This is a genomic window from Klebsiella pneumoniae complex sp. WS1778, assembly GCF_049472055.1.
GTDB classification, from domain to species: Bacteria; Pseudomonadota; Gammaproteobacteria; order Enterobacterales; family Enterobacteriaceae; genus Klebsiella; species Klebsiella quasipneumoniae.
Genome location: NZ_JBKGTJ010000004.1, coordinates 48,706 through 67,980, shown reverse-complemented (window position 1 = coordinate 67,980; position 19,275 = coordinate 48,706). Strand labels below are relative to the sequence as shown.

At 62.0% G+C, this 19,275-nt stretch carries 16 protein-coding genes and 2 pseudogenes; 10 read left to right on the top strand and 8 right to left on the bottom strand.

Annotation, left to right across the window (positions count from 1 at the left end; translation table 11 throughout):
• Positions 1–93: 93 nt before the first annotated feature.
• Positions 94–2,859, bottom strand: a complete 2,766-nt coding sequence (locus ACLEXF_RS18690) for a sigma 54-interacting transcriptional regulator (protein ID WP_282861908.1) — start codon at positions 2,857–2,859, stop codon at positions 94–96.
• A gap of 99 nt (positions 2,860–2,958) precedes the next feature.
• Complete coding sequence (locus tag ACLEXF_RS18685; protein ID WP_004886436.1) at positions 2,959–3,789, bottom strand: GNAT family N-acetyltransferase; 831 nt, start codon at positions 3,787–3,789, stop codon at positions 2,959–2,961.
• A gap of 32 nt (positions 3,790–3,821) precedes the next feature.
• Here ACLEXF_RS18685 and ACLEXF_RS18680 point away from each other — a divergent pair, with 32 nt between their 5' ends.
• Entirely contained in the window at positions 3,822–4,355 is a 534-nt protein-coding gene (locus tag ACLEXF_RS18680) for a GNAT family N-acetyltransferase (protein ID WP_282861909.1), read from the top strand.
• A 29-nt stretch (positions 4,356–4,384) separates the two neighbouring features.
• Here the strand turns inward: ACLEXF_RS18680 and ACLEXF_RS18675 are convergent, their stop codons facing one another.
• The 5 genes from ACLEXF_RS18675 to ACLEXF_RS18655 form a co-directional block, all read right to left on the bottom strand.
• Complete coding sequence (locus ACLEXF_RS18675; RefSeq protein ID WP_101839059.1) at positions 4,385–5,395, bottom strand: Ldh family oxidoreductase; 1,011 nt, start codon at positions 5,393–5,395, stop codon at positions 4,385–4,387.
• 11 nt (positions 5,396–5,406) lie between these two features.
• Entirely contained in the window at positions 5,407–7,008 is a 1,602-nt protein-coding gene (locus tag ACLEXF_RS18670; RefSeq protein ID WP_240708822.1) for an APC family permease, read from the bottom strand.
• Between the two features lie 15 nt (positions 7,009–7,023).
• Entirely contained in the window at positions 7,024–8,628 is a 1,605-nt protein-coding gene (locus tag ACLEXF_RS18665) for an aldehyde dehydrogenase (NADP(+)) (protein ID WP_407259939.1), read from the bottom strand.
• Positions 8,629–8,642: 14 nt separating this feature from the next.
• On the bottom strand, positions 8,643–9,563 hold the full coding sequence (locus ACLEXF_RS18660; RefSeq protein ID WP_004204197.1) for a dihydrodipicolinate synthase family protein: 921 nt from the start codon (positions 9,561–9,563) through the stop codon (positions 8,643–8,645).
• Positions 9,564–9,714: 151 nt separating this feature from the next.
• Entirely contained in the window at positions 9,715–10,539 is an 825-nt protein-coding gene (locus ACLEXF_RS18655) for an AraC family transcriptional regulator (RefSeq protein WP_017899117.1), read from the bottom strand.
• 310 nt (positions 10,540–10,849) lie between these two features.
• On the opposite strand from ACLEXF_RS18655, the gene ACLEXF_RS18650 reads away from it, so the two are divergent.
• From ACLEXF_RS18650 to ACLEXF_RS18635, 4 genes are read left to right on the top strand one after another with little or no spacing between them, the layout of a single operon-like run.
• Positions 10,850–11,797, top strand: coding sequence for a 4-hydroxyproline epimerase (locus ACLEXF_RS18650; RefSeq protein WP_064183598.1), 948 nt, complete (start codon positions 10,850–10,852; stop codon positions 11,795–11,797).
• Positions 11,794–12,903 carry an NAD(P)/FAD-dependent oxidoreductase gene (locus ACLEXF_RS18645; protein WP_109938266.1) on the top strand — a complete coding sequence of 370 codons (1,110 nt, stop codon included), beginning with the start codon at positions 11,794–11,796 and terminating at the stop codon, positions 12,901–12,903. The genes ACLEXF_RS18650 and ACLEXF_RS18645 overlap by 4 nt, the downstream gene beginning before the upstream one ends.
• On the top strand, positions 12,900–13,163 hold the full coding sequence (locus tag ACLEXF_RS18640) for a (2Fe-2S)-binding protein (protein ID WP_004204189.1): 264 nt from the start codon (positions 12,900–12,902) through the stop codon (positions 13,161–13,163). The genes ACLEXF_RS18645 and ACLEXF_RS18640 overlap by 4 nt, the downstream gene beginning before the upstream one ends.
• Positions 13,144–14,406 carry an FAD-dependent oxidoreductase gene (locus ACLEXF_RS18635; protein WP_231786840.1) on the top strand — a complete coding sequence of 421 codons (1,263 nt, stop codon included), beginning with the start codon at positions 13,144–13,146 and terminating at the stop codon, positions 14,404–14,406. The genes ACLEXF_RS18640 and ACLEXF_RS18635 overlap by 20 nt, the downstream gene beginning before the upstream one ends.
• Before the next feature lie 3 nt (positions 14,407–14,409).
• Here the strand turns inward: ACLEXF_RS18635 and hpaR are convergent, their stop codons facing one another.
• Complete coding sequence (gene hpaR, locus ACLEXF_RS18630; RefSeq protein ID WP_002887503.1) at positions 14,410–14,850, bottom strand: homoprotocatechuate degradation operon regulator HpaR; 441 nt, start codon at positions 14,848–14,850, stop codon at positions 14,410–14,412.
• A gap of 64 nt (positions 14,851–14,914) precedes the next feature.
• Here hpaR and ACLEXF_RS18625 point away from each other — a divergent pair.
• The 5 genes and pseudogenes from ACLEXF_RS18625 to ACLEXF_RS18605 all read left to right on the top strand — a co-directional run bounded on the left by ACLEXF_RS18625 (position 14,915) and on the right by ACLEXF_RS18605 (position 19,242).
• Positions 14,915–15,079, top strand: a pseudogene (locus ACLEXF_RS18625) (hypothetical protein).
• Between the two features lie 57 nt (positions 15,080–15,136).
• Positions 15,137–16,530, top strand: a pseudogene (locus ACLEXF_RS18620) (fumarylacetoacetate hydrolase family protein).
• Positions 16,527–17,993, top strand: a complete 1,467-nt coding sequence (gene hpaE, locus ACLEXF_RS18615) for a 5-carboxymethyl-2-hydroxymuconate semialdehyde dehydrogenase (RefSeq protein ID WP_002887494.1) — start codon at positions 16,527–16,529, stop codon at positions 17,991–17,993. Before ACLEXF_RS18620 ends, hpaE begins: the two are co-directional and overlap by 4 nt.
• 1 nt (position 17,994) lies before the next feature.
• Entirely contained in the window at positions 17,995–18,852 is an 858-nt protein-coding gene (gene hpaD / locus ACLEXF_RS18610) for a 3,4-dihydroxyphenylacetate 2,3-dioxygenase (protein WP_002887492.1), read from the top strand.
• A 9-nt stretch (positions 18,853–18,861) separates the two neighbouring features.
• Positions 18,862–19,242, top strand: coding sequence for a 5-carboxymethyl-2-hydroxymuconate Delta-isomerase (locus ACLEXF_RS18605; protein WP_017899124.1), 381 nt, complete (start codon positions 18,862–18,864; stop codon positions 19,240–19,242).
• The last annotated feature ends 33 nt before the right edge of the window (positions 19,243–19,275 follow it).

Genomic DNA, 19,275 nt, shown 5'->3' with positions numbered 1-19,275 from the left:
CTCGAAAGCGCATTCCACTGCTTTCTTAATTGCAACCGACGTGCCAGAAACAGTGGCGCGTCGGCTTACGTAAGGACAAAAGGGAGAGAGGCGTTAAAACTCTTGATCTTCCTGAATAAATTCCGTTTCACGCGTCAGGATGTCGTGAATGTAATAGAGCTCGACAACGGGAATTTTGACACTATATCCGCTCTCTATGACACTAAAGGCCTCGCGCAGCGTAGCCAGCTCGCGCTCCGGACACTGCCTTCCCGAATAATGGGTTGGGGAAGCGTGGCGGATTAACCGCTCTATCAGACAGCTGATATGCACATACAGCGCCACCTTACGTTCATTGGGCACCTCGTACCCGGCCAGATGCTCATAGCGCAGCAAAAACTGCTCAACCTGGTTGATCACCTTCGCGGTATCCAGGATCGTCACCGACTCGATCACCCGCCGCAGCGAGAAGTTTTTCAGGATCAGGTTGTTGATCTCGCTGACCTGCTCCGCTGTCGCCAGTTCGCCGAAGATACGCATCAGCGGGCGACTTCCTTCGCCGGAAATCAGCGAATCCAGCGAGATCCACGGGAGATCGGCAAGATGCGGATCGAGGGTGCCGACGATCGCCAGCACTTCGTAGCGGCTGAGCATCGGCTCCCGTCGCGCAGGATCGGCAAGGGTCTCCACATCGCAGGCCACAATATCAACGCCCAGCGCTTCAGGGATGCTGGCTTTTAACAGCGCCGACAGGTTCGCCGCCGCGCCCAGGCCGGTGGCGCAGGTGGTCAAAATCGCCCGCGGTTTATCGGTCTGCGGGTAATAAAGCTGGTGCTCAACCGCCAGATCATCGCCGATCTCGCGGACGATATCTTCCAGCATATCGCCGTGCAAAATCCGCTCCCCGACGTACATCGCCATGCCGGTGGAGACATTGTTAATAATCGCCACCGGCGTGTTCAGACGACGATTAAAATGGCTGTGAATAGCGTTCAGGGATCCCATATCGACCAAAATGATCAGCCCTGACGCCAGCGCGTGGCGCTCAATGTAGGCCATCACCTGATTAGCGATAGCCTCCGGCGTCACGTCGAGCGGCATGTCGAATGACTCAAACAGCGGGCTTTTCAGCAAGCGGTTCGCCACGCTGGCGATGCTGCTGGCGGTGGCGTAACCGTGAGCGAGAATAATCGCCCGGGTCACCTGCTGCTGGCTAATAGCGCCATTTTTCTGGAACCACAGCACCAGCAACAGCAGGTCAATACGTTGGGGCTCAATATCCAGCTTCAGCGCCAGCGCGTCGAGGATCGCTTCGCAAAAGCGATACAGCAGCGGGAATTTGTTTGCCAGAAAATCCGCCAGCAGACGGATTTTCTCATTGCTCATTGTGGACGGCGCCTGACGGGATCGATGGATCAGGTAGTGGCTCAGGGCGTAAAGACAGTTACCGTTAAACTGGATATTGAAGCGTTTTTCCAGGCGATAATACTCCTCCCGCACCTGATGGGCGATCAGCAGCAACATCTGCGAGCTACTGGCATCCTGGTTATCAAAGATCAGCTGATCGAAGAGGGTTTCAATCTCCTCCCCCATGCTTCTTTGCGCCTCTTCCCAGACCGTTTTTTTATTCAGCACCGCTTCGTGCAGCGCCAGAATCCGACACTGAACGTCATAGATCAGCCCCTGAATCGGGTCGCGCGCCCGCAGCAGCCAGACCAGGCTGGTCTGCGGCTCGATTAGCAGCGGCTCCTGCTGGCCCATCGCTTCACTGAGCGCCGGCGTCGCCGCCATGATCGTTTCCGGCAGATCGTGCAGCGTCACGGTCAGCATCTCGCTGCCCGGAGACCGGGCCCAGGCTGATGCCACGGCGTACTTCACCACATTCTTCAGTTCGCCGACGTTGCCCCGATAAACGTACTGCGTCAGGACCTGCAAAAGCCGCGGCGTTAGCTGCAGCCGGGCGGCCAGCGTCCGGGCCTCCTGCCAGAAAAACTGCAGCGTTAGCGCCTCCTTCTCCTCGCGGCTGCGGTGTTGAAGATCGGGCAAGCTGACCAGGATCGGAATACGACGAAGAAAGGTGGTCAGAAAAGTGCTGTGAATCTCTTCGGTGGTGGCAAACACCAGCCGCAGCGAAATCGGCAGGCCTTGAGCGGTCTCCCCCACCCGGTAGATCTCCTTGCGATCCAGCCAGGTGAACAGCTTCTCCTGCCCCTGAGCATCCAGGCGGTGGACCTCGTCGAGAAACAGCATCCCGCCGTTTGCCGCCTCGAACGCCCCGGCTTTATCGCTCTGCGCGCCGGTAAACGCGCCTTTGACGTAGCCGAACAGGTTGGCGGCCAGCAGCTCCGGATTACTGGCATACTGCGCGCAGTTGAAGCTCACGAAGGGCGCATCGGGCGCCAGCAGGCCCTGGGCGATCGCGAACTCGTGCATCAGCTCCGCCATATAGCTTTTACCGGTCCCGCTGTCGCCGGTGATCAGCAGCGGTAGCCCGCCGTTGGGATAAAACAGCGCGGTTTTCATCTGCTCAATCGGTTTACGCAGGCTGCCGTCATGGCCGGTCAGCAACGAAAAATGGTCCGCCTGTTCCGGCTGGCGGTCACTCTCCGCGAGCAGGTCCGCCATGCTGGCGTACTCGCTGCGGGAAAGGGGGAAGAACTGCTGGCAGAAGGCTTTTTTATGCAGAAAATAGACCGGCCGGGTGTTGATCTTCACCAGCACGTCCTGGGCGACCAGCTGATTGAGATAATGGCTGGCGGTATTTCTTTGCATCGCGAAACGCTGAGCCAGCCAGCTGGCGGTGAACACTTCGCTCAGGTTATCCGGATCGAAAAAATCGGTCTGATTTTGCAAAAAAGCCAACAGTTCCGTTTTACGCATTACATCCCCCTCGTCGCCATTACGAAGAGATATGATGCGGCAAAAGAGAGGCTTATCGGCGCCCCGTGCTGTTTTTTGCGGCCCAGCGCACACTCCCGCTTAAGCGAACTTCGCTGCGGTCAACTCCATCGTCATTTCATACTGCTGCAGCGATAGCGGTGAATATCCCGCCGCGGCAAACAGCGGCGTAAAGGTTTCCGGGACCGTCACCGAAGTGCCGATACCCGGGAACTGCTGCGCCAGCGCCATCAGCAGCGCCCGTGCCAGCCCCTGGCGACGGGCGGCGGGTTCAACCCATAAAAACTGCAGTACAGGCCGTGAACCCGAGGTGCCCAGTACCGCGAAGGCGCGCTGTTCCAGCGTCACGACGCGGCATGGCAGGGTGGCGAAGGTAAGCGGATCCATCAGCCAGGGGAGCTGACTGTTACTCTCCTCAACGGCGCGTCTAAGCAGCGCCAGGGTGGGATAAGGCTGTAACACGCCTGGCGCCGCAGCCTGAGGCTCTGCGCTCAGGTAGCCGCAGAGCCCATAGCGCCGCGTAAAGCCTAACGACTGATACAGCGCGACGGCCACATGGTTATCGCGGATCACCTCCAGGGAAACCGCCTCGATCTCCTGCTGCTGCAGAAGCATCAGCAGCTCCTGCATCAATTTCCGTGCAAGACCTTTGCCGCGCCAGGCCGGACGCAGGGCAAAGGCCGCCAGGCGAGCCATATTCCCCCGACGCGCGACGATCGCGATCGCCGCCGGTTCATCTCCGGCCAGCCAGACGCGGGAATCGATCAGGCTCATCCCCTCGGCGCTAAAGCGCTGAACAAATCCCTCCACCGACTGGGTCACCGGTACCAGATAGTCTGCAAAACAGGCGTTAAGAATATCCGTTAACTGCACGCTGCTGAACTGCGTGGCGGGAACGGCGGTCAGCTCCATACTTTTCTCCCGAAGGCTGCTATGCTGAGGTGATGAAAACTAACACTATAACTGCCGGCGCCGGATTACGCCTGACCGAGGAGAGTGATATCGCCCTTCTGCCGGCCATTGAACGTTCCGCCGCCCAGGCATTTCGCCAGATCCCCTCTCTCGCCTGGCTGGCGGACAGTGAGGTGATTAGCGTTGCGCGTCATCATGATTATCTGGAAACCGAGCATAGCCTGCTGGCGGAAGCCGCCGGGCAGCCGATTGGCTTTATTCTGACCGAACCGCTCGACGATGCCTTATTTATCGTCGAAGTCGCCGTCCACCAGGCCTGGCAGCATCAGGGCATCGGGCGGATGCTGCTGGAGCAGGTTATCGACGGCGCCCGGCAAATGGCTTACCCGGCGGTGACCCTCACCACCTTCCGCGACGTGCCGTGGAATGCGCCGTTTTATACCCGTCTGGGATTCGCCATGCTCGATGAACTGACCCTGCCCGCCGGGCTGGCGGCGAAAAGAGAACAGGAGACCCGGCACGGCCTGCCGCCGGAGACGCGCTGCGCCATGCGCCTGGCGCTCTGATGTTCGGCCCCGCCGCGCTCTGCGCTTTGCTACGGCCGCAAGGCGCAAATCTCATCATATAAGGCGCGGCTGATAGCCACTCCCTGCCGCTCACTCTGCTGGCGACAGGCGAACCGCCGCTCGCCCGGTAACCGTGCCCCTTGCTCCTGCATCCCGCTGAACAGGGTTTCGGCGCGCGCCAGCTGCTCTTGTGCCTGCTCGCCGAGAAAGCGCTGCGGATCCAGCGCCAGAATCAGCTCTCCGCCGTAGGGTAAACCGCCCGCGCCGTTATCCCACGCCAGCGATTCGGCGCTGGTCATATCGCCGATAAGCGGCCCGGCCAGCAGCTCAACCATTGCCGCCAGCGCCGAGCCCTTATGGCCGCCGAAGGTTAACATCGCGCCGTTCAGCACCTCTGTGGCATCGGTGGTCGGCTGCCCCTGGCTGTCGATTCCCCACCCTTCCGGTAGCGCTTTGCCGGCGCGCTGATGCAACTGGATCTCGCCGCGCGCCGCGGCGCTGGTCGCCATATCAACAATAAACGGCGGCTTGTCCCGCCGCGGCCAGCCAAAGGCGATAGGGTTGGTGCCGAACAGCGGACGGGTGCCGCCCGCCGGGGCGACCCAGGCGTGGCTTGGCGTACAGGCTAGCCCCACCAGCCCTGCCTCGGTCAACGGCTCAATATCGGCAAACAGCGCGGAAAAATGGACGCAGCGGTTAATCGCCAGCGCCGCAATGCCGCTGTGCCGCGCTTTCTCCAGCAGCAGCGGCAACGCGCGCTCGTAGGCCAGCAGCGAAAAGGCGCCCCCTGCATCCGCCCGCACAATCGCCGGCGCCTGGTCGTGGATCTGCGGCTCGGCATCAGGCGATACCTTACCTTTACGTAAGGTATCGACAATGCCCAACAGCCGCCACAGGCCGTGGGAAGCGCAGCCGTCGCGCTCCCCGGCAGCCACGTTACGGGCGATAGCCGCCGCGTGGTCGGCGCTGAATCCATTGGCGCTGAGCACCGCCAGCGCCAGGTCATAAGCTTCTGGTAACGATAGAGTTACCGACTCCATACTGTTCTCCTTTACTCTTCTTCGTCTCCGCTAAAATTAGCCTGCGGCAGACAGCTGTGCGCGCCCCAGTAATAAATCCCCAGCGACATTGCCGCCACCAGCACCGTATCCCAGGGGTGACCAATAACATTAAGCCCGCCGAAGCTGCCCAGCCAGGAAAAGAGGATAATCAACGCATAAAAAGCGATCAGCCACAGCGAAGACTTCACCTGCTGCGCCAGGCTCACGGTATGTTCCGGCACCTTGCCTTTGCACATCACGTACACCACAAACATCACGATCTGCAGCCCCAGCAGCCACGAGAGCGTATTCCAGCCGGACCAGTAGACGATCAGCGCCGAGACCATAAACGATACCGGGCCGATGATGGCGAAGGCGCGCACGCGGAACGGCCTCGGCAGATCCGGGGCGTTGCGGCGCAGCCCGGCGGCGGTCACCGGGGCGATGGCGTAGCTCAGCACCAGGGCAGCCGACACCACGCTAATTAACTGTTCCCATGAGGGGAATGGCAGCGTCCAGAAAATCGACAGCCCGAAGGTCAGCCACAGCGCCGGGCGCGGAATACCGGACGCTTTATCGATATGGGTAAAGGCTTTAAAAAAGGTGCCCGCCTTCGCCCAGCCGTAGATCACCCGCGGCGTCGCGTTCATGTAGATATTGCCGGTGCCGCTCGGGGAGATGATCGCATCGCTAATGACCATAAAGGCCAGCCAGCCCATGCCGAGGGTAATGGCGATATCGCGATACGGCAGCGAGAACTGTTTGCTCACCTCGGCCCAACCGCCGGTCAGCATCTCGGTGGGGATACTGCCAAGGAACGCCAGCTGCAGCAGCACGTAGATAATCGTTGACAGCACCACTGATAAAATCAACGCAATAGGGATAGTCCGCTGCGGCTTTTGCACTTCGCTGGCCACCGAGATAATCGGCGTCAGTCCCAGATAGGCGAAGATAATTCCTCCGGCGCTGATCGCCGCTTCCACCCCGGACATACCGAACGGCGCAATGCCCTGCGCGTGCAGGTTCTCCGGTTTAAAGAAGGCGAACAGCGTCACCACCACCAGCAGCGGCACCAGAAACTTGAGCACGCTGATGAAGTTGTTCGAGCGGGCGAAGGTCTTGACGCTGTAGTAATTCAGCGCAAAGAAGAAACAGAGCAGCAGGAACTGCACTACCCACCCCAGCAGCGTCGGCGAGCTGGAGCCCGGCTGGGTCAGCACCGGAAACCAGGCCGCGGCGTATTGCCGGGCGGCGACGATTTCTATCGAGATCAGGCTGGAGAAGGCAATCAGGGTGATGAACCCCAGCAGATAGCCCATCAGCTCGCCGTGGGAAAAGACCGGGTAGCGGATAATGCCGCCGGCGCGCGGCAGCGCCGCCCCCAGCTCACAGTAGACAATCCCCAGCAGCAGTACCGCAAAGCCGCCGATCACCCACGACGCGATCCCGGCCGGACCGGCAATGGATGCGACGTGGCTGGCGGCGAATAACCATCCCGAGCCGAAAATCGCGCCCAGGCCGATAAAGGTGAGGTCGGTCAGGGTCAGCTGTTTTTTAAACTTACCCGACTCAGCAACGCGGGTTTGACTGTTATGCGTAGTGTGAATGGTCATGGTGATGCCCTTGCGTCAATGAGAGGAGGAAATCGCTTCCCGGGTCCACTGGCCGTTGACCAGGCGCAGCAGGTTCAAAGGGTTCGCATCCTGCAGCGCCGGCGGTAACAGGGCGGCCGGCGCATTCTGCAGGCAGACCGGGCGCAGAAAACGCTCAATCGCCCGGCTGCCGACCGACGTTCCGCGCGCATCGGTCGTCGCCGGCCACGGGCCGCCGTGGACCATCGCATCGCACACTTCCACGCCGGTGGGATAACCATTAAACAGCACCCGTCCGGCCTTCTCGCACAGCAGCGGCAGCAGGTTCGCCGCCAGCGGGCCGTCGTCCGCTTCCGCGTGCAGCGTCGCGGTGAGCTGTCCCTGCAGCGCTTTCACCACCGCCTGTAGCTGGACCGCGTCGTCCACTTCCACCAGCAACGATAGCGGGCCGAAAACTTCGGTCTGCAGCAGCGTATCCTGCGCCAGCAGATCTTCGACCTGAGCCTGCCACAGCTGGGTTTGCGCCTGCCCGGCGCCGGCGGCGAGGCCGCTCGCCAGCCTCTCGATACGCGGGTGCGCCGCCAGGGCCGCCACGCCCTGGCGGTAGTGCTGGAGGGTCGGCGCATTGAGCAACACCTGCGGCGCAGAGCCCGCTACCGCCGTGCACAGCGCCGACTTAAAGCGTTCCAGCCCGGCGCCGCGCAGCGCCAGAATCAGCCCCGGACAGGTACAGAACTGGCCGCCGCCGAGGGTGAATGACGCCACCAGCTCGTTCGCCAGCGCCTCGGCCCGCGTCTGCAGCGCCTGCGGTAGAATAATCAGCGGGTTAATCGCCGACATTTCAGCAAACAGCGGGATTGGCTGCGAACGCTGCTGCGCCAGTTGATACAGCGCCTTACCGCCGGCCAGTGAGCCGGTAAAGCCAACGGCCTGAATCGCCGGATGGCGGACTAATTCGGCGCCGATATCAGTCCCGAAAATCATATTGAAGACGCCGCCGGGTAACCCGCATCGCGCGACCGCCCGGACGATCGCTTCAGCGGTCAGCTCGGCGGTGGCCATATGGCCCGGATGGGCCTTCACCACCACCGGGCAGCCCGCCGCCAGCGCCGAGGCGGTATCGCCGCCAGCGGTGGAAAAGGCCAACGGAAAGTTGCTGGCGCCAAACACCGCCACCGGCCCTAACGCCTGCTGATACTGGCGCAGGTCCGGGCGCGGCAGCGGTTGACGGTCGGCTAAGGCGGTATCAATACGGGCGGCGAAGGTATCCCCGCGCAGGATCACGCCAGCAAACATCCGCAGCTGGCCGCTAGTGCGCGCCCGCTCGCCCTGCAGCCGCGCCAGCGGCAGCGCGGTCTCCTGTTCGGCGAGTGCAAAAAACGCTTCCCCCAGCGCGTCCAGCTCATCGGCAATGGCGCAGAGAAAGCGCGCCCGCTGCTGCGGCGTGGTTTGTGAATAAACGGCAAACGCCTGCTGTGCCGCCTCCGCGGCCTGGGCGGCCTCCTCGCGTGAAGCCGGATAAAAGCGATGGCCGGTGGCTTCCCCATCCACCGCCCGCAGGCTCAATAGCGTCGCCTCGCCGCTGGCAACGCGGCGGCCGGCAATAAACTGCCGTCCCGCCATGGTCTGAGATGCATTCATACTGACTCCTGGGTTCAGAGGCCGACGTCCGGCAGGGCTGGACGAGTCGCCAGCGCCTGTTCCACGATCGCCACCACCTGCTGGCGCGTTTCCCCTTCCAGCGCCAGACGCGGCGGACGGGTCACGGCGCTGCCGCGTCCGAGTAGCTCTTCGCACAGCTTGATGCACTGCACCAGATCCGGACGCGCATCGAGATGCAGCAGCGGCATGAACCAGCGGTACAGCGCCATCGCCTCTTCGTAACGCTGTTGGCGGGCGAGACGGAATAACGTTTCCCCTTCGCGCGGGAAGGCGTTGGACATTCCGGAGATCCACCCTTCCGCGCCGACGGCGATACTTTCCACCACCACGTCATCCAGCCCGGCAAACAGCACGAAGCGATCGCCAACGGTGTTACGCAGGTCGATAAAGCGGCGGGTATCGCCGGAGGAGTCTTTAAAGCAGACGATGTTGTCGCAATCGGTCAGGGTGGCGAGAATGTCCGGCGTCACGTCGTTTTTGTATATCGGCGGGTTGTTGTAGACCATGATCGGCAGGTCGGTGGCGGTGGCCACGCTGCGGAAGTGGGCGGCGGTTTCATGCGGTTTTGAGGAGTAGACCAGCGCCGGCATCACCATGATCCCGTCGACGCCGACGCGCTCCGCCTCTTTCGCCATCTTCTGGGCAAAGGCGGTGGTGAACTCGGCCACCCCGGCGATCACCGGAATTTTGCCGCCGGCGGCATCTTTCGCCACTTCGATAATCTGCAATTTTTCATCAGTGCTCAGGGAGGTGTTCTCCCCGACGCTGCCGCACACCACCAGCCCGGAAACGCCATCTTTGACCAGGTTTTTCATCACCGCGTGGGTGGCGTCTAAATCGAGGGAGTAATCGCTACGAAACTGCGTGCTAACCGCCGGGAATACGCCGCTCCAGTGAATCGCTTTATTGCTCATGCTCGGTTCCTTGTCGTCATTTTGTTAAGTCGAGGTGAATGATTGGTGAATATTCACTGACAGATTGACGCGTCGCGGAACCGGCGGCTTGTCGGTTTTCCCTTAATCCGATGACGAAATTAGCACAGTCGACAAAAGTGTGAGCCAGCCGTTATCCCTGCAGCGTCAGGCGAAAATCGCGCGGCGTCGAGCCGGTCATCGCTTTGAACTGGCGGCTGAAGGCGCTGTGATCGGTATAGCCGCACTGCAAGGCGATATCGGTAATCGGCGTATCGCCGGCCAGCAGTTCGGTGGCTTTTTCCAGACGCACTTTGTGGATCATCTGCCGCGGGGTGAGATGAAAGATCCGCTTGCAGTAGCGCTCGATCTGCGCAATCGACATCCCGCTTAGGGCGGTCAACTCTTCCATGGCGATCGGCCGGTGATAGTGGCGGCGGATATGATCGTCGACGATCGCCAGCCGCTGCCACGCCGGATGGCGGGCGTGGGCCTCCTGCAGATCGTGAGAGATCCCGGCCATGCCGATCACCTGACCGCGGACATCGCGCAGCGCCAGCTTCTGCGTCAGGCACCAGCCTCGTTCCCGGCCATTGTAGAGATGCATTTCCAGCTGGTCGCGCAAGGTCACGCCCTCCCGTAATACCCGAAGATCCTGTTCGGTGTACCCCTGCCCCAGCGTGGAAGGAAAGACGTCGGCGGAGGTTTTCCCCAGCAGCGAGGAGACGGTTTTGAAACCGCAGCGGCGGGCCAGCGTCAGGTTCGCCAGCAGATAACGCGCCTCGCGGTCTTTGATAAAAAAGACCACGTTGGGGATGGCATTGAGCAGGGGGGCGATCAGCGCCAGGGCATTGAGCAGCGCCGGCATATTCTCCGGCCGCTGGCGCGCCAGCCCTTCGCAGATCTGGCTCAGCTCATCGACCGCCAGCTCCGGTTGATTAACAGCGCGCGGCGGCGCCGCTTCAGAAACACCGATCATAGGGCTTCCTCATGGTAAGTGACCGAAGGATATTTATTCACTTCCTGTTAACACCTCAAGCGGTAACCGCCGGTTTTGCGATCCTGGATCCGCTTTACGCCTTCCCCTGGTTTATCCACTGGCGCAATCGCCACTTTCGGTTTACCACGCCATTAACCAAATGATTAATAAGAAATAACTATGCAACGTATGCACATCACCCCGGCACGATTATGCCGATTTCGTCATTATCTCTGCCGAAAGCGCTCAAGCCGCCCGCCCCGGGTTGCGCCAGCATGATGAAACATGTTGTTAACTTTCGGAGAGCAGAATGACCGCGCCACGCCCCCCTATTACGCTGAGAGCCATTGATTCACACACCGGCGGCGAACCCACCCGCCTGATCGTTGACGGCTTCCCCGACCTCGGCGGCGGCAGCATGGCGCAGCGCCGCGACCGTTTCGCCCGTGACTTCGATCGCTGGCGTCAGGCGGTGATTCTCGAACCGCGCGGCAACGATGTGCTGGTCGGCGCGCTGCTGTGCCAGCCGGTCTCGGCGGCGGCCACCGCTGGCGTCATTTTCTTCAACAACGCCGGTTTTCTGAATATGTGCGGCCACGGCACCATCGGGCTTATCGCCTCGCTGGCGTGGCTTGGCCGTATCCAGCCAGGCGTACATCTGATTGAAACCCCGGTCGGCGACGTAAGCGCCACGTTACACGACGATGGCAGCGTATCGGTGCAAAACGTCCCGGCCCGCCGCTGGAAAAAGCAGGTCCGCGTGGAGACCGCGCTCGGCCCCGTCGTCGGCGATATTGCCTGGGGCGGCAACTGGTTTTTCCTGATCAACGATCACCCGTTCGCCATTACCCCGGAGCACATCCCACAGCTCACCGACTACGCCTGGGCGGTGCGTGAGGGGCTGGAAGCCGCGGGGATCCGCGGCGACGACGGCGGCGTTATCGATCATATCGAGCTGTTCGCCGATGACGATGCCGCCGACAGCCGCAGCTTCGTACTCTGTCCGGGAAAGGCCTGGGATCGTTCGCCGTGCGGCACCGGCACCAGCGCCAAGCTGGCCTGCCTGGCGCAGGATGGCAAGCTGCAGCCGGGAGCGATCTGGCGCCAGGCCAGCATCATCGGCAGCCAGTTTACCGCCAGCTACCAGCGCGCCGCCGCGGGCATCATCCCCACGATCCGCGGCGAAGCCTGGGTGTGCGGCGATAATCAGTTGATCCTCAACCCGGACGATCCCTTTTGCTGGGGGATCGCCCCGTGAAGTCGTGCGATGTCATCGTGATCGGCGCCGGGATCATCGGCGCCGCTTGCGCGTGGCAGCTGGCGAAGCGGGGGCAGAGCGTGACGCTTATCGACGACGGTCAGCCCGGCGCGACAGCGGCCGGTATGGGCCATCTGGTGTGCATGGATGACGACCCCGCCGAACTGGCGCTGTCGGCGTGGTCGCTGGCGCGCTGGCGCGCCATCACGCCGCGGATGCCCGACGCTTGCGCCTGGCGCGGCTGCGGCACGCTGTGGCTGGCGGATAGCGAAGAAGAGATGGCCGTCGGGGGCGAAAAACAGCGGCGGCTGGCAGGCTATCAGGTCCACAGCGAGCTGCAGACCCCGCAGCAGATCGCCGGGCGCGAACCGCTGCTGCGCAGCGGGCTGGCCGGCGGGCTATGGGTGCCCGGCGATGGTATCGTCTACGCGCCGAACGTCGCCCGCTGGCTGGTGGCCGATGCCGGAGACCATCTCACCTGCCTGCGCGACAGCGCGCAGGCGATTACCGAACCACAGGTACAGCTCGCCAGCGGCAAACGGCTACAGGCGCGGGCCATCGTGGTGGCCTGCGGACTTGAAGCCAACGCGCTGTTAGCAGAAAACTGGCTGCGGCCGAAAAAAGGCCAACTGGCGATAACCGATCGCTACGGGCCGCGGGTGCATCACCAGCTGGTTGAACTGGGTTACGGCGCCAGCGCCCACGGCGGCGGCACCTCGGTGGCCTTTAACCTGCAGCCGCGGCCCACCGGCCAGCTGCTGATTGGCTCGTCGCGCCAGTTTGATAACCGCGAGCGCCAGCTGGATCTCCCCTTGCTGGGGCAGATGCTCGATCGCGCCCGCCATTTTGTGCCGGCGCTGGCGACGCTGAATATCATCCGCTGCTGGAGCGGCCTGCGCGCCGCCTCACAGGATGGCAATCCGCTGATTGGCCCGCACCCCACGCGCCGCGGTGTATGGCTGGCGCTGGGCCATGAAGGGCTGGGCGTCACCACCGCCCCGGCGACGGCTGAGCTGCTGGCGGCGCAGATCCTCGGCGAACGCTGCCCGCTGGCGCCTGAGGCCTGGCTCCCGACCCGTCTGTATCATCAGGAGGCGATCGCATGAATAACACGCTCAATATCACTGTCGATGGCGAAGCGCTGACGGTGCCGGAAGGGATCAGCGTGGCGGCGGCGCTGGCGTTGACCGGCGATCCCACCACCCGCCAGGCGGTTAACGGCGACCCCCGCGCGCCGTTTTGCGGCATGGGGATCTGCCAGGAGTGCCGGATCACCGTCGACGGCCGGCGGGTGCTGGCCTGCCAGACCCTGTGCCGGGCCGGCATGCAAATAGAAAGGAGCCGCTATGCACACGCTGCGCTGTGACATTTTAATCCTCGGCGCCGGCCCCGCCGGCATGGCGGCCGCGCTCTCTGCCGCCGCCTGCAATAAGCAGGTCATTATTCTCGACGATAACCCCGCACCCGGCGGGCAAATCTGGCGCGCCGGCTCGCAGACGACGCTGCCCGCCCTGGCCCGGCGCTACCGCGACGCCATCGCCGCGTCTGCCGCCATCCGGATGGTGAACGGCGCGCGGCTGATTGCCCGCCCCTCCGCGCGCAGCGTGCTGTTTGAAACCGCCGACGGCGGGGGCGTGGTTGACTGGCAGAAACTGATCCTCTGCTGCGGTGCGCGCGAGCTGTCGCTGCCCTTTCCCGGCTGGACCTTACCCGGCGTGACCGGCGCGGGCGGCCTGCAGGCGCAGATCAAGCAGGGCCTGTCGCTGAAAGGAGAAAAGGTGGTGATTGCCGGCAGCGGCCCGCTGCTGCTGGCGGTGGCGGATACGGTGAATAAGGCCGGAGGCCAGGTAACGAATATCATTGAGCAAGCGGCGCTCCCGGCGCTGCTGCGCTTCGCCAGCGGGCTGTGGCGCTGGCCGCAGAAGCTGCGCCAGTTAGCGACGCTGGCCCCGAAAGGCTATCTTAGCGGCGCCCAGGCGATCCGCGCCCACGGCACAACGCGGCTGGAGGCCGTGACATTGCGCCAGCGCGGCGTCGAGCGGACTATCGCCTGCGATCGGCTGGCCATCGGCTACGGGCTGGTGCCCAATATCGAGACGGGGCTGCTGTTCGGTTGCGCCACGGCGCAGGAGGCGATCCAGGTTAACCGCTGGCAGGAGACCAGCATCGCGGATGTCTACGCCGCCGGGGAGTGCACCGGTTTCGGCGGGAGCGAGCTGGCGCTGGTGGAGGGCGAAATCGCCGGGTATGCCGCCGCCGGTGCCAGCCAGCAGGCCCAGGCGCGATTTGCCCGTCGTGCCCGCTGGCAGCGCTTCGCCGCGGCTATTAACCGCACCTTCCAGCTGGCGGAGTCGTTGAAAAACGCGGCGACGCCGGAGAGCCTGCTGTGCCGTTGCGAAGATGTGCGCTGCGGCGACGTGGCTGCCGCCGACGACTGGCTGCAGGCCAAACTGACCCAGCGCTGCGGAATGGGCGCCTGTCAAGGGCGCACCTGCGCCGCCAGCGCCCGCTGGCTGTATGGCTGGCCGCTGCCGCAGCCGAGAGAGCCGCTGTCCCCCGCCCGCGCGGAAACGCTTATTGCCCTCGCCAGGCTGAGTGCCGAGCCGTAACCGCTACTCTTCTTCATCACCGCGCCCGGCAGGGACGCCAAGCGCAATAAACTCCTCCAGCAGCGAGGTCAGTTGCTGCAGCTTTTCCGTGGTGAACTGAGCCTCCAGCAGGCGATAGGTTTCTTCCACCTCCGCCTGGGCGCTTTCGTACAGCGCGGTTCCGGCAGGCGTCAGCGAGACGTATAGCTTGCGCTGATCGTTAACCGGCTTCAGGCGCAGCACCAGTCCATCCCGCTCCATACGCGTCAAAATACCGGTCAGACTGGGGCGCAGGATACAGGCGCGAAAAGCCAGATCGTGAAAGTCCATCGACGGACGTTCGGCGAGGATCCGCACGATCCGCCACTGCTGTTCGGTGAGATTGTGTCGTTTAACGATCGGTCGAAAGTAGGCCATCGCCGCTTCACGCGCCTGCAACAAGGCAATGGTTAATGAATCATGCATAGTTTCCCCTCAACGGCCTCATCTAAAACTTATTAACAAATTAATAATTAGCGTTAATCCTGCCATGTACAACCGGTTTCTGCACCTGAAAAGTACCAGTCTTTCCCTGAAAACAATTCAACTCATTGATTAATAATAAATAAGTTATTGATGTGTAAATATTGTGTTAATCCGATCACAAAACATTCACTTCCAGTTGCTAAACCTCAGCGCAAAGCATAAAAGATGATCATTAACATATTAACGAAATCCCTTTAAACCGAAATCAGTCCCAGAGGAGTGGTGAATGAAAGGTACCATCTTCGCCGTTGCGCTCAATCATCGCAGCCAGCTCGACGCCTGGCGCGAGGCGTTTCAACAGGCCCCCTACAAGACGCCGCCGAAAACCGCGGTCTGGTTTATCAAGCCGCGCAATACCGTGATTGGCGATGGCGAGGCGATCCCCTATCCGCCGGGTGAAACCGTGCAAAGCGGCGCCACCGTGGCGCTGATTGTCGGCAAAACCGCGCGCAAGGTGGCGGAAGAAGAGGCGGCGAACTATATCGCCGGCTACGCGCTGGCTAACGACGTCAGCCTGCCGGAAGAGAGTTTTTATCGCCCGGCGATCAAGGCCAAGTGCCGCGATGGCTTCTGCCCCGTCGGCGCGCTGTCGCCGGTGCGCAACGTCGATAACCTGACCATCATCACCGAAATCAACGGCCGCGAAGCGGACAGCTGGCATACCGGCGATCTGCAGCGTAACGCCGCGCAGCTGCTGAGCGCCTTGAGCGAGTTCGCCACCCTCAATCCCGGCGACGCGATCCTCATCGGTACGCCCCACTCCCGCGTCACGCTGCGCCCCGGCGACCGGGTACGTATCCTCGCCGACGGTTTCCCGACGCTGGAAAACCCGGTTGTCGCAGAAGGAGAGCTGGCATGAAACAGGCACGCATTGAATGGCAGGGACAGGTACGCGACGTGCTGGTCGATGAACGCGACCAGGTGCGCCTGGACGATGGCACGGTATTAAAAGGAGGTGAATTCCGTTGGCTGCCGCCCGCCGACGGCACGCTGTTCGCGCTGGGGCTGAATTACGCCGACCACGCCAGCGAGCTGGAGTTTAAGCCGCCAACCGAGCCGTTGGTGTTCATCAAAGCGCCAAACACCTTTACTGGCCACCAGCAGCAGTCGGTACGCCCGGATAACGTCGAATACATGCACTACGAAGCCGAACTGGTGGTGGTGATCGGGAAAACCGCCCGCCGCGTCAACGAAGCCGAGGCCATGGACTATGTCGCCGGCTATACCGTGTGCAACGACTACGCGATCCGCGACTATCTGGAAAACTACTATCGGCCGAACCTGCGGGTGAAAAGCCGCGACACCCTGACGCCGATCGGCCCGTGGATCGTCGGCAAAGAGGCGATCCCGGATCCGCATAATCTGGCGCTGCGCACCTGGGTCAACGGCGAGCTGCGCCAGCAGGGCACCACCGCCGATCTGATCTTCAGCATCCCGTTTCTCATCGCTTACTTAAGCGAATTTATGACCCTGCAACCGGGCGACATGATCGCCACCGGCACGCCGAAGGGGCTGTCCGACGTGGTGCCGGGCGACGAGGTGATCGTTGAAGTCGAGGGCGTGGGCCGCCTGGTCAACCATATCATCAGCCAGCAAGCGTATGAGGAGACACTGTCATGAAAAAAATTAACCATTGGATCAACGGTAAAAACGTTGCCGGCGCAGACTATTTTCATACCACCAACCCGGCCACCGGCGAGGTACTGGCTGAAGTCGCCTCCGGCGGCGAAGCCGAAATCAACCAGGCGGTAGCGGCGGCAAAAGAGGCCTTCCCGAAGTGGGCTAACCTGCCGATGAAAGAGCGCGCGCGCCTGATGCGCCGCCTGGGGGATCTGATCGATCAGAACGTCCCGGAGATCGCGGCGATGGAAACTGCCGATACCGGCCTGCCGATCCACCAGACCAAAAACGTGCTGATCCCGCGCGCCTCACACAATTTCGAATTTTTCGCCGAAGTGTGCCAGCAGATGAACGGCAAAACCTACCCCGTCGACGACAAGATGCTGAACTACACCCTGGTGCAGCCGGTGGGCGTCTGCGCGCTGGTGTCGCCGTGGAACGTGCCGTTTATGACCGCCACCTGGAAGGTGGCGCCGTGCCTGGCCTTAGGCAATACCGCAGTGCTGAAAATGTCCGAGCTATCTCCGCTGACCGCCGATCGTCTGGGCGAGCTGGCGCTGGAGGCCGGGATCCCGGCCGGCGTGCTGAACGTGGTGCAGGGCTACGGCGCCACCGCCGGCGACGCGCTGGTGCGCCATCATGATGTGCGCGCCGTCTCCTTCACCGGCGGAACCGCCACCGGGCGCAACATCATGAAAAACGCCGGCCTGAAAAAGTACTCCATGGAGCTGGGCGGCAAATCGCCGGTGCTGATTTTTGAAGATGCCGATATCGAGCGCGCGCTCGACGCCGCGCTGTTCACCATCTTCTCGATCAACGGCGAACGCTGCACCGCCGGCTCGCGCATCTTTATTCAGCAGAGTATTTATCCGGAGTTCGTCAAGCGCTTCGCCGAGCGCGCCAACCGCCTGCGCGTGGGCGATCCGACCGATCCGAATACCCAGGTCGGCGCGCTGATTAGCCAACAGCACTGGGAGAAAGTGTCCGGTTACATTCGCCTCGGCATCGAAGAGGGGGCCACCCTGCTGGCCGGCGGCGCGGATAAGCCGTCCGACCTGCCGGCGCATCTGAAAGCCGGCAACTTCCTGCGCCCGACGGTGCTGGCGGATGTCGACAACCGCATGCGCGTCGCGCAGGAAGAGATTTTTGGCCCGGTCGCCTGCCTGCTGCCGTTCAAAGACGAAGCGGAAGGGCTGCGCCTGGCTAACGATGTGGAATACGGCCTGGCGTCGTATATCTGGACCCAGGACGTCAGCAAAGTGCTGCGTCTGGCGCGCGGTATTGAAGCCGGGATGGTGTTCGTCAACACCCAGAACGTGCGCGACCTGCGTCAGCCGTTCGGCGGCGTGAAGGCCTCCGGCACCGGCCGCGAAGGCGGCGAGTACAGCTTTGAAGTGTTCGCCGAAATGAAAAACGTCTGCATCTCGATGGGCGACCATCCGATCCCGAAATGGGGAGTCTGATATGGGTAAGTTAGCGTTAGCAGCAAAAATCACTCACGTGCCGTCGATGTATCTGTCTGAGCTGCCGGGGAAAAACCACGGCTGCCGCCAGGGCGCGATCGACGGGCATAAAGAAATTGGCAAGCGCTGCCGTGAAATGGGCGTCGATACCATCATCGTGTTCGACACCCACTGGCTGGTCAACAGCGCCTATCACATCAACTGCGCCGACCATTTTCAGGGCGTCTACACCAGTAACGAACTGCCGCATTTTATTCGCGACATGACCTACGACTACGACGGCAACCCGGAGCTGGGCCAGCTTATCGCCGACGAGGCCGTAAAGCTCGGCGTACGCGCCAAAGCACACAATATTCCCAGCCTGAAGCTGGAGTACGGCACCCTGGTGCCAATGCGCTACATGAACAGCGATAAGCATTTCAAAGTGGTGTCCATTTCCGCCTTCTGTACCGTTCACGACTTTGCCGACAGCCGCAGGCTGGGCGAAGCGATCCTCAAAGCCATTGAGAAATATGACGGCACCGTGGCGGTGCTGGCCAGCGGCTCGCTGTCGCACCGCTTTATCGACGATCAACGCGCCGAAGAGGGGATGAACAGCTACACCCGCGAGTTCGATCATCAGATGGATGAGCGGGTGGTGAAGCTGTGGCGCGAGGGCAAATTTAAAGAGTTCTGCACCATGCTGCCGGAGTACGCCGACTACTGCTACGGCGAAGGCAACATGCACGACACGGTGATGCTGCTCGGCCTGCTGGGCTGGGATAAATATGACGGCAAGGTGGAGTTTATCACCGAGCTGTTCGCCAGCTCCGGTACCGGCCAGGTTAACGCCGTGTTCCCGCTGCCGGCGCAGGCGTAAGGGGGCCCCATGCCGCATTTTATCGCCGAATGTACCGACAACATCCGCGAGCAGGCCGATCTGCCCGGGCTGTTCGCCAAAGTCAACGAGGCGCTGGCCGCCACCGGCATCTTTCCGATCGGCGGGATCCGCAGCCGTGCCCACTGGCTCGATACCTGGCAGATGGCCGACGGCAAGCAGGATTACGCCTTTGTCCATATGACGCTGAAGATCGGCTCCGGGCGCAGCCTGGAGAGCCGTCAGGACGTGGGAGATATGCTGTTCGCGCTGATCAAATCCCATTTCGCGGCGCTGATGGAGAGTCGCTACCTGGCGCTGTCGTTTGCCATGGAAGAGCTCGACCCGACGCTGAACTACAAACAGAACAACGTGCACGCGTTATTTAAATAATGTGCAAATTGCCCGGTGGCGCTGCGCTTACCG

Coding starts and splice junctions, on each gene's coding strand:
- ACLEXF_RS18690 (WP_282861908.1), bottom strand. CDS start 2,859: ATGCGTAAAACGGAACTGTTGGCTTTTTTGCAAAATCAGACCGATTTT.
- ACLEXF_RS18685 (WP_004886436.1), bottom strand. CDS start 3,789: ATGGAGCTGACCGCCGTTCCCGCCACGCAGTTCAGCAGCGTGCAGTTA.
- ACLEXF_RS18680 (WP_282861909.1), top strand. CDS start 3,822: ATGAAAACTAACACTATAACTGCCGGCGCCGGATTACGCCTGACCGAG.
- ACLEXF_RS18675 (WP_101839059.1), bottom strand. CDS start 5,395: ATGGAGTCGGTAACTCTATCGTTACCAGAAGCTTATGACCTGGCGCTG.
- ACLEXF_RS18670 (WP_240708822.1), bottom strand. CDS start 7,008: ATGACCATTCACACTACGCATAACAGTCAAACCCGCGTTGCTGAGTCG.
- ACLEXF_RS18665 (WP_407259939.1), bottom strand. CDS start 8,628: ATGAATGCATCTCAGACCATGGCGGGACGGCAGTTTATTGCCGGCCGC.
- ACLEXF_RS18660 (WP_004204197.1), bottom strand. CDS start 9,563: ATGAGCAATAAAGCGATTCACTGGAGCGGCGTATTCCCGGCGGTTAGC.
- ACLEXF_RS18655 (WP_017899117.1), bottom strand. CDS start 10,539: ATGATCGGTGTTTCTGAAGCGGCGCCGCCGCGCGCTGTTAATCAACCG.
- ACLEXF_RS18650 (WP_064183598.1), top strand. CDS start 10,850: ATGACCGCGCCACGCCCCCCTATTACGCTGAGAGCCATTGATTCACAC.
- ACLEXF_RS18640 (WP_004204189.1), top strand. CDS start 12,900: ATGAATAACACGCTCAATATCACTGTCGATGGCGAAGCGCTGACGGTG.
- ACLEXF_RS18635 (WP_231786840.1), top strand. CDS start 13,144: ATGCACACGCTGCGCTGTGACATTTTAATCCTCGGCGCCGGCCCCGCC.
- hpaR (WP_002887503.1), bottom strand. CDS start 14,850: ATGCATGATTCATTAACCATTGCCTTGTTGCAGGCGCGTGAAGCGGCG.
- hpaE (WP_002887494.1), top strand. CDS start 16,527: ATGAAAAAAATTAACCATTGGATCAACGGTAAAAACGTTGCCGGCGCA.
- hpaD (WP_002887492.1), top strand. CDS start 17,995: ATGGGTAAGTTAGCGTTAGCAGCAAAAATCACTCACGTGCCGTCGATG.
- ACLEXF_RS18605 (WP_017899124.1), top strand. CDS start 18,862: ATGCCGCATTTTATCGCCGAATGTACCGACAACATCCGCGAGCAGGCC.